This window comes from Agrococcus sp. ARC_14, from assembly GCF_022436485.1.
Taxonomy (GTDB): Bacteria; Actinomycetota; Actinomycetes; order Actinomycetales; family Microbacteriaceae; genus Agrococcus.
The window spans coordinates 170382-184679 of sequence record NZ_JAKUDO010000001.1 but is presented as its reverse complement, the minus strand read 5'-3'; the positions used below and the strand labels follow the sequence as shown (position 1 = coordinate 184679).

Below are 14298 nucleotides of genomic sequence, written 5' to 3'. Positions count from 1 at the left end.
GCACCGTGAGCGCGGTCGTGCGTCTCCACGGCGAGGACTGCAGGGTCGTCGCGGTCGCGGATGCGGCGCTCCGGTCGATCGGCACGGAGCACGCGAAGTGGATGGCCGACGCTCGTCGTCTGCACCTCGCGCGTCGTGCGCTGATGTCTCAGCTCGGTTCGCGGCCGTCCTCCGCTCGCGTGCGGGAGCCGAGCGGGAAGGCGAGGCCCACCGCGTGGTCACGCATCTGGTGGATCGGGCTCTCGATCGGCACCGCGGCGTCGTTCGTGGGCAGCGCGCCGATGCTGCCGCCGCGACATCCGCAGGACCCCGAGCTGACCATGATGATCACGCCGCCGGCGATCTTCGCGGCCGCAGTGCTGCTGCTGGTCGCAGCCGCCACCGTGCCGCGCAGCGGCCGCAGCCCCACGGCGGTCGGGCTCGCGGCGATGAGCGGCGTCATTGTGCTGGCTGCTCTGCTGTTCAGCCTGTTCCGCGCCGACGTCCTCACCGATGCGGGCGGACCGATGGGCGTGGCGGCGTGGGCCGTCGGCGCTGCCGGTGCGCTCGTGGGCAGCACCGTGCTCGTGCTGCGGACGCGCTCGCGAACGCGCGGCTCGCGTGCCGATCGGGCCGCTGCCGAGACCGGCAAGGCCTGGCGCCGCGCTGCGGTCGAGCTGCGCGGCGAGGCGAAGCGGCTGCTGCGGCGCGCGCCCGCCGACGCGGCGGTGCTCGAGCGATGGGCGGACGAGCTCGCATGGCTGGAAGGCGAGGTGTCTGCCGAACAGCTCGCGCAGGCTCGCGAGCTCGGCCCCTGGGGATGGCTGGTCTGGAGCGCCTACGACGGCGAGACTGCGCTGCCGGCGCTGCTCGCCCGCTGAGTCGACGCCCCGCGACGAGCTGCAGGTTCGATCACGGCTGCGACCCGCTCCTGCGCCGACCGGGGCGCTTGCGCCCGACTGGGGCTCGCACGCGGGTCCCAGTCGTGCGGAACTGCCCCAGTGGAACGGGTGAGTCGGCGGAGCGCAGCGTCGCGACGGCCCGCTACCCCGCGTGCCGGCTGATGAGCTTCGAGAGCAGGATCGCCGAGGTCGTGTGGTCGACCGAGGCGGCCGCGCGCACCTTCTCGAGCGCCTCCTCGAAGGCGATCACATCGCGCGCGCGCATCATGACGATCGCGTCGGCCGTGCCGGTGACGGTGCTCGCCTCGATCACCTCGGGCACGCCGGAGAGCATGCGCTTGAGGTCGGAGGGAGAGACGGTGCCGCGGCAGAACAGCTCGACGTACGCCTCCGTGGCGAGCCCCTCGACCTTGGGGTCGATCTGCACGGTGAAGCCGCGGATGACGCCGTCGGCGATGAGCCGATCGATGCGGCGCTTCACCGCGGAGGCCGACAGGCCGACCTCCGCCCCGATGTCGGCGTAGCCCGCGCGGGCATTGAGGCGCAGCTGATCGATGATGCCGTGGTCGATGCGGTCCATATGCACGAATCTACGGTCAGTCCCGAGCGATCTGCAAGAAATCCGCGTTCCGGCCCGCGCAATTGCGTCGATTCGTTGCGACCATCGAAGCATGCAGCAAGAGACGACCGCCGCGCGCCCCGAGACCACGGCCCACACTGAGACCATGGCGAGCACCGTGACAGCGACCGATTCGAACCGCACCGCACAGCACCAGACCGTGCTGATGTGCCGCCCAGAGCACTTCACCGTCACCTCCACCATCAACGTGTGGATGGATCCGACGAAGCCGACGCGCACCGACGTCGCCATCGCGCAGTGGCAGACGCTGCACGACGCCTATGTCGAGCTCGGCTACGACGTCGAGCTGATCGACCCGATCGACGGCCTCGACGACATGGTCTATGCGGCCAACGGCGGCTTCACGCTCGATGGCAAGGCCTACGGCGCCAAGTTCACCTACGACGAGCGCATCCCCGAGGGACCCGCCTACATGGCGTGGTTCGGCGCGAACGGCTTCGAGGTGCACGAGCCCGAGCATGTCAACGAGGGCGAGGGCGACATGCTGCTCTCGCGTGGCGCGATCCTGGCCGGCCACGGCTTCCGCACCAGCCTCGAGTCGCACGACGAGCTGCGCGGCATCTTCGATCGCGAGGTCGTCAGCCTGCGCCTGGTCGACCCGCGCTTCTACCACCTCGACACCGCGATGGCGATCCTCGACGACGAGAGCATCGCCTACATGCCCGCCGCCTTCGACCAAGCGGGTCAGGCCGAGCTCGCGCGCCGCTATCCCGACGCCATCCTCGTCGACGAGGCCGACGCATCCGTCTTGGGCCTCAACTCCTTCGGCGACGGCCGCACCATGGTGATCGCGCAGCGCGCCACCGGCTTCGAGCGCCAGCTGCGATCGCGCGGCTACGAGACGATCGGCCTCGACCTGTCTGAGCTGCTGCTGGGCGGCGGCGGCATCAAGTGCTGCACCCTGGAGCTGCGCCGATGACGAACCGCACCGACGCCGGCACCGAGACGACCGTGGAGGCGAGCATGAACCAGAGCGAGACCGATGTGGGGACCGATGTGACCACGGATGCGTCGGCGCACGAGGGCGTGTCGGCGACGACCGCCGCTGCGATCGAGCAGGTCGAGGCGCACGCAGCGCACAACTATCACCCGCTGCCGGTGGTGGTGGAGACGGCGGAGGGCGCGTGGGTGACCGACGTCGACGGCCGCCGCTACCTCGACTGCCTGGCTGCCTACTCTGCGGTCAACTTCGGGCACAGCAACCGCCGCCTGCTCGACGCGGCCCACGCGCAGCTCGATCGGGTCACGCTCACGAGCCGCGCCTTCCACTCGGCGGCGCTCGGTCCCTTCGTGGAGGCGCTCGCGGCGCTCGCGAAGAAGGACATGGTGCTGCCGATGAACACCGGCGCCGAGGCGGTCGAGTCGGCCATCAAGGTGGCCCGCCGCTGGGGCTACCAGGTGGGCGGCGTGCCAGAGGGCAAGGCCGAGATCATCGTGATGGAGGGCAACTTCCACGGTCGCACGACGACGATCGTCTCGTTCTCGGACGACCCGGATGCGCGCGAGGGCTACGCGCCCTTCACGCCGGGCTTCGTGCGCGTGCCCTACGGCGACATCGCTGCCCTCGAGGCCGCGATCGGGCCCAACACGGCCGCCGTGCTGCTCGAGCCCATCCAGGGAGAGGCCGGCATCAACGTGCCGCCGGCCGGCTACCTGCAGGCGGTGCGCGAGCTGACCGAGCGCGAGCACGTGCTCTTCATCGCCGACGAGATCCAGTCGGGCCTGGGCCGCACGGGCGCCACCTTCCAGTGCGACAACGAGGGCGTCGTGCCCGACATGTACCTGCTGGGCAAGGCGCTCGGCGGCGGCGTCGTGCCGGTGTCTGCCGTGGTCGCGAACGCCGACGTGCTCGGCGTGCTGACGCCTGGCTCGCACGGCTCGACCTTCGGCGGCAACCCGCTCGCGGCGGCCGTCGGGCTCGAGGTCGTGCGGATGCTGGAGGAGGGTGAGATGCAGGCTCGCGCCCGCGAGCTCGGCGCCCGCCTGCACGAGGGCCTTCGCGCGCTCATCGGCAACGGGGTCACCGCGGTGCGCGGCGTGGGGCTGTGGGCCGGCATCGACATCGATCCTGCCGTGGGCACCGCCCGCGACGTCTGCCTGCGACTGCTGGAGCGCGGCATCCTGGCGAAGGACACGCACGGCCAGACGGTGCGCCTCGCCCCGCCGATCGTGATCGACGAGGCCGACCTCGACATGCTGGTGCGCAGCTTCCGCGAGGCGGTCGGCGCGTAGCGCCGAGCACCGAGCGGGTCGAGGAGCCGGCCCTTCCGGCCGGCGTCGCGAGACCAGAGGCGGTCGGCGCGTAGCGTTGGCGCGCCGCGGATCCGCTCGTGGACCCGTTCCACCCACGTGGACCCGGTGTACCAGGTCCACGTCGGTGGAAAGGGTCCACCTGCCGCTGCGGGCCGCGGGCCGCGGTGCAGGCGGTCAGAGGCGCTCAGCCCAGCAGCTCCAGCAGCGCCCTGCGGTAGTCGCGGAACGCCGCCCTGCCTTCGAGCGTGATGCCGATCGAGGTCACGGGCCGCTTGCCCTCGAACGCCTTCGCGACCGTCACGTAGCCGGCGGCCTCGAGCTTCGCGAGGTGCGTGGTCAGGTTGCCGGCGGTCATCGCCAGCAGCTCCTGCAGCCGCGGGAAGGTGACGGTGTCGCCGTCGTCGAGCAGGTCGTTGAGCGTCGTCACGATGCGCAGCCGACTGGGGGCGTGGATGACGGGGTCGAGCTCGGCCATCGTCATGCCTCGCGCCGGTGCTCGGCGTCGATCGATCGGCCGATGACCCAGGTGTAGGCAAGCATGAGCCCGCCGCCGACGATCGCGTAGGCCAGCAGGTGGTGCGGTGCGCCGAGCAGCGTCGCACCGATCGCGAGCACCATGATCGCGAGCCCGAAGAAGAACTGCGTGTGCGAGCCGTGCATCGCCGAACCCGTGGCGTAGACGACGCCGACCACGAAGACGAAGGCGCCAACGTAGAGCAGCGCCGCGGTCGACCCGTCGATCTCGACGTGCACGCGCAGGGCGCTCAGCAGCAGCCACATGCCGACGAACGCAGCCGCGGCAGACAGGCCGAACAGCTTGCCGGCGGTCGTCGACCTGCCCTGCACGCCCCGACCCATCCGCACCCCCGTGATGGTGGAGACGACGACGCCGGCGGCCATGGCTGCGGCGAAGACCCACCACGCGAGCGCGCCCGGCAGGGTGAAGAAGGGGTTGCCGCCGCCCTCGCCGCTCCAGAGCGCGAGGAAGCCGACGATCCAGGCGAGTGCCCAGCCGCCGAGGATGATGCGGATGCCCCCGACCTGCGAGCGCTGGACGGTGGTGCGCTGCGCCGACATGAGGTCGGCCATGCCGCGCGGGTCGAGGGGCTGCTCGTCGTCGGGGAGCCCGTCGCCTGAGGAGGTGGTGCGATCCTGGTTGGTGCTCATGCAGGTTAGTTTGCAACGCAAAGTAGTTTGTGTCAAGGTCGGGGCATGAGCACCGACGGAACGACCGCCCAGGAGCCCGCATGGCTCCAGCGCCTGCCGGCGGCTCAGCGCCGCAGCATGGCAGCGGGCAGGCACCGCGCCGACCCCCGCCGCATCGGCTCGATGATCGCCGTCATCGGCGGCCTCGTCTTCGTCTTCTCCTCCGGCGATGGCGCACTGCCGCTGCCGTGGCTGCTCGCCGCACGCATCGTGGCGGTGGCGCTCGCGGCGCTCTGCGTCTGGTGCCTGCTCGTTGCACCCCGAGCGCTCGGCGCGCCAGCGACGCCGCATCGCTTCGCCTGGCTGCTCTATCTGGGCTCGGTCGCCGCGATGCTCGGCGCGATCGCGCTCGGCCGCGCGCTGCTGGTGAGCGCGGGAGCCGCGCAGGCCGGGCCTTCGTGGATCGCCGTGTGCGTCGGCCTGCACTTCATCCCCTTCGCGCTCGCGTTCGGCGAGCGGATGCTCACCCGGCTCGGGCTCACGGTGACCGTCGCGGGGGTGGCCGGCGTGGTGCTCGCGCTCGTCATCGGCGAGCCGTGGGGTGAGCTGGGCGCGATCGTCGCCGGGCTGGCGCAGCTGACGACGCTCGCGGTCTGGGCGGTGCGCGCGCGTCCGACGCACGCGTGAGCTGCTGGGCGTGACGGCGGTGCGCGCGCGGCCGACGCGCGCGTGAGCTGCTGGGCGTGACGACCACGCGCCGGTGAGCCGGGCGTAGGTGACCACGCGCTCGTGAGACCGCTGCGGCCTCGCTCGATCGGGTGATGCCGCCTCCAGCGGGCCGTGCCACGCTGGGGCGCATGCCCACTCGTGCCGCCCGCAGCCTCGCGCTCACCGCGCCTGGGCGCGCGCCGGCCGGCGAGCGCCCGGCGACCGGCGAGCGCATGCAGGCCGCCGAGCGCCGACCGCCGGAGCGCCCCCGCAGGCTCGGCCTCGTGCTCGCGCTGCTCGTCGCCGTCACGATGCTGCCGGTGTCGGTGGTGGCGCTCCTGCAGCCAGCCGCGGGGCTCACTCCGAGCCCGGCGATCCTGGCCGCCGTGCTGGTGGCGCTCGCGGTGCTGCACACCGCATCCGTCGCCGCCCACCGCGTGCCGCGCACCGCCTTCGCGGTGGGCACCGCGGCGATGCTCGCCCTCGCCCTGCTGCCGCTCGCCGGTGGTGTGGCGGCGGCGATGCTGCCGTCGTCGCTCGCGTTCCTGCTGCTCATCGCGCACGCCGCGGGGTCTCCGAATGCGGCCGCCGGCTGGGGGAGGCTCTTGCGGTGGGGCGCGCTGGCCGTCGGCCTCGCCGGCAGTGCGCTGATCACCGCGGTGCACCTGCTGCGCGCCGGTCGCGACGATCCGCTCGTGTCGCTCGGCGAGCTGCTGGGCCTCGCGGCGATGGTCAGCGCGGCCTGGCTCGTCGGCGCGCTCGACCGCGCCCGCCGCGAGCAGGCGGCCGAGGCGGAGGACGTGCGGCTGCGGCACGCGATCGACGCGGAGCGCACGCGCATCGGCCGCGACCTGCACGACGTGGTCTCGCACTCGCTCACGGTGATGGTCGCGCAGGCCGAGGCGGCGCGGCTGCTGGCCGAGACGGAGCCTGCCCGCAGCATCGCGGCGATCGAGCGCGTCGCCAGCACCGGCCGCGACGCGATGCACGGGCTGCGCGGCATGGTGCGGCTGCTCGACGACGGCGGGCCTGCCGAGCGCGAGCCGACGCCGGGCCTCGCCGGGCTCGCCGCACTCGTCGCCGGCACCGCGAGCCCGCAGCACGACACCGCCTTCGCCGAGCGCGGGCAGCGCAGGCCGCTGCCGCCCGACGCCGAGCTCGCGCTCTACCGCGCGGTGCAGGAGGCGCTCACGAACGCCGTGCGGCACGTCGCCCCGCCCGTGCGCATCCGCGTCGAGCTCGTGTGGGGCGAGGCGGATGTGGTGGTGACGGTGCTCGACGACGGTGGCGGCGGGCGCGCGAGCACGCGCGAGGGAGCCGGCACCGGTCTCATCGGGCTCGCCGAGCGGCTGCGCCAGGCAGGCGGAGACCTCGCCATCTGGCGCGACCGCGGCTGGAGCGTGCGCGCCTCCCTGCCCATCGAGGCGCCGTGACTGGCGCCACCGATCGAGGCGGCGAGACCGACGCCGCCGAAGGAGGCATCGTGACCGGCGCCGCCGATCGATCGATGACGGGCGGCGTCGCCGCGCGCGTGCGCGTGTTGGTCGTCGACGACCAGGAGCTGATGCGCGACGCCCTCGCGACCGTGATCGAGACGGATGCGCGCCTCGAGCTCGCCGGCACCGCATCCGACGGAGCGCAGGCCGTCGAGGCCGTGCGGCGCGGGCTCGTCGATGTGGTGCTGATGGACATCCGCATGCCGGTGCTCGACGGCATCGCCGCCACCGAGCAGGTGCTGCGGATGCGTACGGGCGTCAGGGTGCTGGTGCTGACCACCTTCGACCTCGACGAGTACGTGCTGGCAGCCGTGCGAGCGGGCGCGAGCGGCTTCCTGACGAAGGACGCGCGCCCCGCAGCGCTGGTGGACGCGATCCTCGCGGTCGCGGCCGGCGATGCGGCGGTCTCGCCACGAGCGACGCGCACGCTGCTGCGGCACGTGCACGAGCAGCCGGTCGCCGACGCCGACGAGGCGCTCGCGCCGCTGAGCCCGCGCGAGCGCGACGTGGTGCGCGAGCTCGCCGCCGGTGCCTCGAATGACGAGATCGGCCGCCGGCTCTACCTGACGACGAACACGGTCAAGACGCACGTGAAGGCGATCCTCGCGAAGCTCGGGCTGCCCGACCGCATCCATGTGGTCATCTGGGCGTACGAGCACGGCGTCGCCGGCCGCTGAGTCGCCTGGCGAGCCCGGCGTCGCCACTGCGGGCGACCGGGCGGGCCGGGCTCGGCAGATGTGCACCTGAGCGGGCCCTCGGCTGCAGAGTGCAAGCGAGCCCGCGCTCAGCGGTACATCTGCCGACCAGGTCACCCGCGCGGGCGATGCCAGCCGCCCCGTCGGGCGAGGCGGCGCCCGACGGGGCGAACCTAGCGTCGGGGCATGATCACCGAACCCCGCCAGACACCCATCCACCTGCCGCGACTCGCGGGCGCTGCCGACCCGCGCATCCGCCGCCTCGCCCTGCCGGCAGCCGCCGTCGGCGCGGCAGCCGTCGCCGGTGCAGGCCTCCTCGCGCTGCTGCTGCCGCAGCTCTCGCCCTTCGACAGCGACATGCCGGGCCTGCTCGGCTTCCTCGGGCAGCAGGCCGCGCTCGCCGAGATCGGCATCGGCTTGCTCGCGCTGCTGGTCGTGGCGCTGCACCGGGTGCTGCCGGCCGGCCCCGCGCACCTCGCGGCCGGCCTGCTCGGGCTCGCGGCCGCGATCACCATGCCGGGCTCGGCCATCGCGGGCGCCGGCTATGTGCTGGCGATGACGGTGCTCGTCGCGGTGCCGCTGCTGCTCGTGGTGCTCTCGTTCCGCCGCCCCGCCGTCGGCATCCCGCTGCTCGGTGTCGTCGCAGCCGGCCTGGCGGCGGGCGAGCTCTCCGGTGCCTTCGCCGTCAGCCGATTCGTCGCGATCTTCGCCGACGGCATGGGTGGTGTGTGGCTGACGCTGCTGGCGACCTTCGCCCACGCGCTCGCAGGCCTCGCCATGCTCGCGCTCGCGGTGCCCGGCGCGAGCAGCAGGGTGGCGGATGCCGTGCGTCGTGCCCGCGTGCCCGTCACGATCGCCGCGGCCGCCTGCGCGCTGCCGTACCTGGTCGCGCGCGCCTCGTGGCTGACCCCATGGCCGCTGCTCGGTCCTGGTCGCGAGGTGCTCGACGCCTCGCCCGACACCGTCGTGACGGGGCTGCTGCTCGGCACCGCGATGCTGGTCGGTGCGCTGCTGACGCTCGGGCTGATCCTGCCGTGGGGCGAGCGCTTCCCGCGCTGGGTGCCGCGCGTCGGCGGCAGGCCGGTGCCGGTGCAGCTCGCGGTCGTGCCCGCGCTGCTCGTGGCGGTGCTGTTCACGGTCGGCGGCATCGGCATCATGGGGCTCGGCAGCGTCGACCGGGAGGGCGTCCCGGCGCTCGACCAGCTGACGCTGGGGCTCGTGCTGCCGTTCTGGCTCTGGGGTCCGCTGCTGGCGATCGCCGCCTGGGGCTACGCGCTGCACCGGCGGTCCGCATAGCCGGCATCGGCAGAATGGCGGCATGCGCACCCACTACCGCTTCGGCCACCAGTGGCAGGTGCAGGCGTCGGCGGATGCGGTGCGTGCGCTGCTCGAGGACGTCCGGGGCTACGGCGACTGGTGGCCGGGCGTGCGCGTCGTCGCCGACGCGTCGACGCCCGGCCGCCGCGCCGCCGACCTGGAGGTGCGCGCCCCGCTCGGATACCGCATCCGCATCACCATCACCGAGGCGCCCGGCAGGCCCGATGCGCTGCGGGCGCGCATCACCGGAGACCTCGAGGGCTGGTGCACGTGGCGCATCGCCGCGACGCCGACCGGCAGCCGGATCGTGTTCGGGCAGCAGGTCGAGGCGCGCTCGCGGCTGCTGCGGCTGCTGAGCCCGCTGCTGCACCACCGGCTGAGCGGCCAGCACGCCCGTGTCATGCGGGGCGCCGCCGACGGCATGCGTCGCGCGCTGCTGGTGCGCTGAACTCCCAGCCAGCGTGTCGCGGGCGCTGGCTGGACTCTTGGCAGAACCAGCGTAGGCTCGCGGGCGTGGCTGAAAGCATCCTCCTCGGGCACGCACCCAGGCCGACCTCCGGTTCACAGCTGGAGAAGCGCATCCGCACCCTCGTGGTGGCGGCTGAGCCGGCTGGCATCGCATGCACCTCCATGATCGACGCAGAGCTCGACGGTCCAGACGTCCAGCACCTGCATCTCGATCTCACCGACTTCACGCTCGCCGGCGAGCATGACCGCGATCGCGCGCGGCTCGAGCCGCAGGGGGCACCGGTCTCTGCGGAGGACGCCGTGCTGCGTGAGCTGCGGGTGAAGGCCGACCCGATGTTCATCTCGGGCGCGGCCGTGCGGCTCGACGCGCAGCTGATGGATGTGCCGTTCCGCTGGATCGAGACCGACAACCGCGAGCTGGCCGTCGAGCTCTCGCCTCCCGACGACGAGCATCCGCTGCACGGGCACGCCCGCGTCGCGGTGCCGAAGGAGCAGCTGGGCAAGGCCGTGCTCGGGCTCGCCGAGTCGGCGCTGCTCGACCGCGGCATCACGGTCTCGCGCTTCGACCTCGACGTCGAGCAGGCTGGGCCGAAGCAGCTGCGCGTGGCGTTCGACGCCAAGGTGCGCAAGGGGCTGCTGGGCGCGCACGTCACCGGCTCTGCCGACGCCTCGATCGACGACACCATGGGCGTGACGCTCTCGGGCATCCGGGTCGAGAGCGGCAACCCGCTGCTCTCGGCGATGCTCGGTGCGATCCGCGGCAAGATCGCGCGCTTCGAGGGCAGGCGCATCGACCTCGCGTCGGAGCTGCCGCCGGGGATCCGCGTCGCCGACGTGCAGGTGGAGGTCACCGACGAGGTGACCATCGAGGCGCGCCTGGTCTGACGCCGCCGCGTCCCTACGCGCCGATGAGCTGCGTCGCTACGCGCGCGCTCGCCGCGATCGCCACGCCGGCGCGCTCGAGGCGACGGGCCGACTCCTCGGCGTCGATCCAATCGAGCGATGCGAAGCTGCCCAGCGGCACGACCGAGTGCAGCACCGTCGTCGGGTAGACGTGCACGAGGTTGAAGGCTCGCGCGCCGTCGCGCCCGCGGGTGCCGCCGACAGGCACGTTGAGATCCTGCGTGTAGCAGGTGGCCGATGCGACCGAGACGGGGATGCCGGCGAAGGTCGCGGTCGACGAGTAGTGCAGGTGGCCGGCGAGGATCGCACGCACATCGGTGCCGACGAGCGCCTCGGCGAGGCTCGCCTGGTCGCGCAGCTCGACGCTCACCGCGAGGTCGAGCACGCTCGGCACCGGCGGATGGTGCATCGCCAGGATCGTGCCGTGCGGCGCGGGGGTGGCGAGCACCGCGCGCAGCCAGTCGCGCTGCTCGGCGCTCACCATGCCGTGGTGGTGGCCGGGCACCGTCGAGTCGAGCGTGATGATGCGCAGCCCGTCGAGGTCGAGCACGGCGTCGACGGGCGCGTTGGAGGCGGGCTCGTCGAGGAGCGCCGTGCGGAAGGCGCTGCGGTCGTCGTGATTGCCCATCACCCACACGACGCGGGAGCACAGCTCGGCCGCGACCGGGTCGACGATCTCGCGCAGCCGCCGGTAGGCATCCGGCTCGCCGCGGTCGGCGAGGTCGCCGGTGAACACGATCGCGTCGGGCCGGGCGCCGGATGCCTCGAACTCGGCGAACAGCCGGCGCAGGTGCTCCTCGCTCGGCACGCGGTCGTAGAGCCGCCCGCCGCCCGCGAGCAGATGGGTGTCGGAGATGTGGAGGAGGAAGTGATCCGGCCGGGGATGCTCGGCCGAGCGGGTCGTCACGATTCGTCCCATCCGATCTCTCGGGGCGTGCACGGTACCGGGCACTGCTCGAACGCTAGCCCAGCAGGTGCGCGCGAACGCGCCGTGAACTCGGCGTGTACTCAGGCCGAACGCCAGCAGTGGCCGAGCGATCTCGCCCCGGCTGGTGCGGGTTACCATGGGGCGACACCCAGCACCCCGCAGGCAGGAGCCGACCCAGCAGTGAGCGACGTTCGAGAGCATGGCATCGACGGCCAGCGCAGCGCGTTCGCGCCAGCGCGCCAGGAGCCGCCCGGCATCCGGGTCTCCGACGCCCACGAACCGGTGCTGGTGCCCTCCGGTGGCCGCTTCAACCGCTTCGATCGCCCCGACGTCGTGCTGCGCAACGGCCGCTACTCGCTCACGAACGGCCACATGACCCCGCGCGAGTCGATGGTCGAGGATCTGCTGGCGATCGGGGGCGCGATCGAGCGAGCGGGCATCCCCTGCCTGCTGGTGCGCGACGACCGGGGCTGGCCGATCATCGCCGTGGATCGCGCCCGTCGCAAGGAGCTCGCGGCGGCGCTCGCGGCGGCGTTCGCGGACGAGCCCTTCTACGCCGAGGCGGTCGCGCCGGAGAAGGCGGCTCGCCGAGGTCCCATCCTGCTGGCCGACGGCGAGCTCGCCGGCCACAAGAAGGCATCGGTGATGCGCATCCACCGACCTCGCGTCGAGCCCGCCGGGCGGCTGCGCTACGGCCCGGAGACGGCAGTGCAGCTCGAGCTGTGGCGCTTCGGCGAGGAGACCCTCGTCGCTCCGCTGCCGAACGCCCTCATGCGCGCATCCATGCCGCGGCACGAGGCGGTGCGCGAGACCGTCGTGCGCTACGGCCGCGAGTGGCAGACGATCCAGCACATGTGGGAGCCGCTCGCCAGCGACGTCACCTTCGAGATCGACATGGTCTTCTCCTGGGTCGACGGCTCGGCCAGCGAGTTCCAGCGCGAGCGGGCAGAGCAGATGCGCTCCTACGTCGTGGGCGAGGGCGACGACTCCGAGGCCCGCTACCGGCAGATCGACGAGCTGAAGTACGCGCTCCGCTCCGTGCACATGTACGCGCCCTGGGTGCGCCGCATCTTCATCGCGACCGACTCGCCGGCGCCCGCCTGGCTCGCCGCGCATCCGAAGGTGACGATCGTGCGCGCGGAGGACATGTTCGCGGACCGCTCGGCGCTCCCCACCTACAACTCGCACGCGGTCGAGGCGCAGCTGCACAACATCGAGGGGCTCAGCGAGCACTTCCTCTACTCGAACGACGACATGTTCTTCGGCAGGCAGCTCGAGCCCGACCTGTTCTTCTCGGCGGGCGGGGTGACGAAGTTCGTCGAGGCGACGACGCGCATCGGGCTGGGCGAGACCGACCCGGCGCGCTCCGGTCACGACAACGCCGCCCGCTACAACCGGCGACTGCTGCGCGAGCGCTTCGGCGCGGTCACGACGCGGCACCTCGAGCACTGCGCCGCCCCGCTGCGCCGCAGCGTCATCGCCGAGCTCGAGACGGCGTTCCCCGAGGACTTCCGCCGCACCGCGGCCGCCCGCTTCCGCTCGGCGACCGACATCTCGGTGACGAACTCGCTCTACCACTACTACGCGCTCATGACCGGGCGCGCGGTGCAGCAGACGACCGCCAAGGTGCAGTACGTCGAGACCACGCTGCGCAAGTCGCTGCCGGCGATGGAGCGGCTGCTGCGCAAGCGCGACCAGGACATGTTCTGCCTCAACGACGGCAGCCAGCCGGAGCTCACGACTGAGGAGCGCAACCGCGCGGTCACCGACTTCCTCGAGGCCTACTTCCCGATCCCTGCGCCATGGGAGCGGGTGCCGACCGGCCAGGCTCGCCCTCGGCGACCGCGACCGGCCTGAGCCGCTGCTCGCCTGAGCAGCGCTCCGGCTGTGCGCTCGACCTGAGCCGCCTCAGCCCTGCAGCAGCGCGTCGACCTCTGCGGCGCTCGCGAGGCTCGCGGATGCGCCGCGACGCGTGACGGTCACCGCGCCGGCAGCGCTCGCGCGCCGGATGGCCTCGTCGATGCCGAGGCCGGCGGCGATGGATGCGGCCAGGTGCCCCGCGTAGGCGTCTCCCGCAGCCGTCGTGTCGACGACCTCGACCGCGATGGGCGCGTGCTCGCTGACACCCTCCGCGGTGACGAGCACGCTGCCGGCGCCGGCCATCGTGATGATGGCTGCGTCCACGCCGCGCTCGACGAACCAGCGACCGGCCACGGCAGCTGATGCCGCGGAGTCGACCGCGAGGCCGGTGAGCAGCGCCGCCTCGGTCTCGTTGGGCTTGATGATGTCGACGAGCGGCCAGATCTCCTCGGGGAGCGCCCGTGCGGGGGCCGGGTCGAGGATCACCGTGATCCCCGCGTCGTGCGCGCGCCGCACCGCGGCGAGCGTGATCTCGAGCGGCGTCTCCAGCTGCGTCAGCATGACGGCGACGCGATCGCCGAGCGCCGCGAACGCCGCGTCGAGCTGCGCCTCGTCGAGCGACGCGTTGGCGCCGGCCACGATGACGATGTCGTTCTCACCGCCCGCGACGCGGATGTGGGCGATGCCGGTGTGCGTGCTGCCAGCGTCGCCATCGGCGCTGTCGCCAGCCACCGTGCGCACGTGCTCGAGCCGCACCCCGTGCTCACCGAGGCTCGACGTGACGAGACTGCCGAACCGGTCGTCGCCGACGCATCCGACCATGTGCGCCGCTGCTCCTGCCTTCGCCACGGCGACGGCCTGGTTGGCCCCCTTGCCGCCGAGGCCGAGCGCGAAGGCGTCACCCGTGAAGGTCTCGCCGGGCTGCGGGAGGCGGCTGGAGTAGGCGGTGAGGTCGGCGTTGATCGATCCGACGATCAACACGCCGTCGCGCGGTGCTGGCATG

At 72.9% G+C, this 14298-nt stretch carries 15 protein-coding genes; 10 read left to right on the top strand and 5 right to left on the bottom strand.

What is annotated here, in order from left to right; all coding sequences use genetic code 11:
* Window positions 1–5 precede the first annotated feature (5 nt).
* The gene (locus MKD51_RS00905) at window positions 6–860 is read left to right on the top strand and encodes a hypothetical protein (RefSeq protein WP_240237119.1); all 855 of its coding nucleotides are present in this window, start codon (window positions 6–8) and stop codon (window positions 858–860) included.
* A gap of 163 nt (window positions 861–1023) precedes the next feature.
* On the opposite strand, the gene MKD51_RS00900 is transcribed toward MKD51_RS00905, so the two are convergent.
* The gene (locus tag MKD51_RS00900) at window positions 1024–1461 is read right to left on the bottom strand and encodes an Lrp/AsnC family transcriptional regulator (RefSeq protein ID WP_240237117.1); all 438 of its coding nucleotides are present in this window, start codon (window positions 1459–1461) and stop codon (window positions 1024–1026) included.
* 145 nt (window positions 1462–1606) lie between these two features.
* On the opposite strand from MKD51_RS00900, the gene ddaH reads away from it, so the two are divergent.
* Both ddaH and rocD read left to right on the top strand, forming a co-directional pair.
* Window positions 1607–2440, top strand: coding sequence for a dimethylargininase (gene ddaH, locus MKD51_RS00895; protein ID WP_240240786.1), 834 nt, complete (start codon window positions 1607–1609; stop codon window positions 2438–2440).
* Window positions 2437–3753 (top strand): ornithine--oxo-acid transaminase, encoded by a 1317-nt coding sequence (gene rocD / locus MKD51_RS00890; protein ID WP_241428844.1) that lies wholly within the window; start codon window positions 2437–2439, stop codon window positions 3751–3753. Before ddaH ends, rocD begins: the two co-directional genes overlap by 4 nt.
* A 205-nt stretch (window positions 3754–3958) precedes the next feature.
* On the opposite strand, the gene MKD51_RS00885 is transcribed toward rocD, so the two are convergent.
* Together MKD51_RS00885 and MKD51_RS00880 are read right to left on the bottom strand one after the other, a co-directional pair.
* Entirely contained in the window at window positions 3959–4249 is a 291-nt protein-coding gene (locus MKD51_RS00885) for a transcriptional regulator (RefSeq protein ID WP_240237115.1), read from the bottom strand.
* 2 nt (window positions 4250–4251) lie between these two features.
* On the bottom strand, window positions 4252–4941 hold the full coding sequence (locus MKD51_RS00880; RefSeq protein WP_240237113.1) for a hypothetical protein: 690 nt from the start codon (window positions 4939–4941) through the stop codon (window positions 4252–4254).
* A 45-nt stretch (window positions 4942–4986) separates the two neighbouring features.
* Here MKD51_RS00880 and MKD51_RS00875 point away from each other — a divergent pair, with 45 nt between their 5' ends.
* The 6 genes from MKD51_RS00875 (at window position 4987) to MKD51_RS00850 (ending at window position 10489) form a co-directional block, all read left to right on the top strand.
* Entirely contained in the window at window positions 4987–5607 is a 621-nt protein-coding gene (locus MKD51_RS00875) for a hypothetical protein (RefSeq protein WP_240237111.1), read from the top strand.
* A 170-nt stretch (window positions 5608–5777) separates the two neighbouring features.
* Window positions 5778–7061: a histidine kinase gene (locus tag MKD51_RS00870; protein WP_240237109.1), complete on the top strand. Its 1284-nt coding sequence runs from the start codon at window positions 5778–5780 to the stop codon at window positions 7059–7061.
* The gene (locus MKD51_RS00865; protein WP_346986678.1) at window positions 7058–7801 is read left to right on the top strand and encodes a response regulator transcription factor; all 744 of its coding nucleotides are present in this window, start codon (window positions 7058–7060) and stop codon (window positions 7799–7801) included. The genes MKD51_RS00870 and MKD51_RS00865 overlap by 4 nt, the downstream gene beginning before the upstream one ends.
* A 204-nt stretch (window positions 7802–8005) precedes the next feature.
* The gene (locus tag MKD51_RS00860; RefSeq protein WP_240237107.1) at window positions 8006–9115 is read left to right on the top strand and encodes a hypothetical protein; all 1110 of its coding nucleotides are present in this window, start codon (window positions 8006–8008) and stop codon (window positions 9113–9115) included.
* 22 nt (window positions 9116–9137) lie between these two features.
* Window positions 9138–9584 carry an SRPBCC family protein gene (locus tag MKD51_RS00855; protein ID WP_240237105.1) on the top strand — a complete coding sequence of 149 codons (447 nt, stop codon included), beginning with the start codon at window positions 9138–9140 and terminating at the stop codon, window positions 9582–9584.
* 65 nt (window positions 9585–9649) lie between these two features.
* Window positions 9650–10489 (top strand): hypothetical protein, encoded by an 840-nt coding sequence (locus MKD51_RS00850; RefSeq protein ID WP_240237103.1) that lies wholly within the window; start codon window positions 9650–9652, stop codon window positions 10487–10489.
* Between the two features lie 13 nt (window positions 10490–10502).
* Here MKD51_RS00850 and MKD51_RS00845 read toward each other — a convergent pair whose 3' ends face one another.
* Window positions 10503–11414, bottom strand: a complete 912-nt coding sequence (locus tag MKD51_RS00845) for a phosphodiesterase (RefSeq protein ID WP_346986677.1) — start codon at window positions 11412–11414, stop codon at window positions 10503–10505.
* A gap of 201 nt (window positions 11415–11615) precedes the next feature.
* Between MKD51_RS00845 and MKD51_RS00840 the strand changes: the two genes are divergently transcribed.
* Complete coding sequence (locus MKD51_RS00840; protein ID WP_346986676.1) at window positions 11616–13292, top strand: stealth conserved region 3 domain-containing protein; 1677 nt, start codon at window positions 11616–11618, stop codon at window positions 13290–13292.
* 51 nt (window positions 13293–13343) lie between these two features.
* On the opposite strand, the gene MKD51_RS00835 is transcribed toward MKD51_RS00840, so the two are convergent.
* Entirely contained in the window at window positions 13344–14297 is a 954-nt protein-coding gene (locus MKD51_RS00835) for a ribokinase (protein ID WP_240237099.1), read from the bottom strand.
* Window position 14298: the final 1 nt, after the last annotated feature.

Coding starts and splice junctions, on each gene's coding strand:
- MKD51_RS00900 (WP_240237117.1), bottom strand. CDS start 1,461: ATGGACCGCATCGACCACGGCATCATCGATCAGCTGCGCCTCAATGCC.
- ddaH (WP_240240786.1), top strand. CDS start 1,607: ATGGCGAGCACCGTGACAGCGACCGATTCGAACCGCACCGCACAGCAC.
- rocD (WP_241428844.1), top strand. CDS start 2,437: ATGACGAACCGCACCGACGCCGGCACCGAGACGACCGTGGAGGCGAGC.
- MKD51_RS00885 (WP_240237115.1), bottom strand. CDS start 4,249: ATGGCCGAGCTCGACCCCGTCATCCACGCCCCCAGTCGGCTGCGCATC.
- MKD51_RS00880 (WP_240237113.1), bottom strand. CDS start 4,941: ATGAGCACCAACCAGGATCGCACCACCTCCTCAGGCGACGGGCTCCCC.
- MKD51_RS00875 (WP_240237111.1), top strand. CDS start 4,987: ATGAGCACCGACGGAACGACCGCCCAGGAGCCCGCATGGCTCCAGCGC.
- MKD51_RS00870 (WP_240237109.1), top strand. CDS start 5,778: ATGCCCACTCGTGCCGCCCGCAGCCTCGCGCTCACCGCGCCTGGGCGC.
- MKD51_RS00860 (WP_240237107.1), top strand. CDS start 8,006: ATGATCACCGAACCCCGCCAGACACCCATCCACCTGCCGCGACTCGCG.
- MKD51_RS00855 (WP_240237105.1), top strand. CDS start 9,138: ATGCGCACCCACTACCGCTTCGGCCACCAGTGGCAGGTGCAGGCGTCG.
- MKD51_RS00835 (WP_240237099.1), bottom strand. CDS start 14,297: ATGCCAGCACCGCGCGACGGCGTGTTGATCGTCGGATCGATCAACGCC.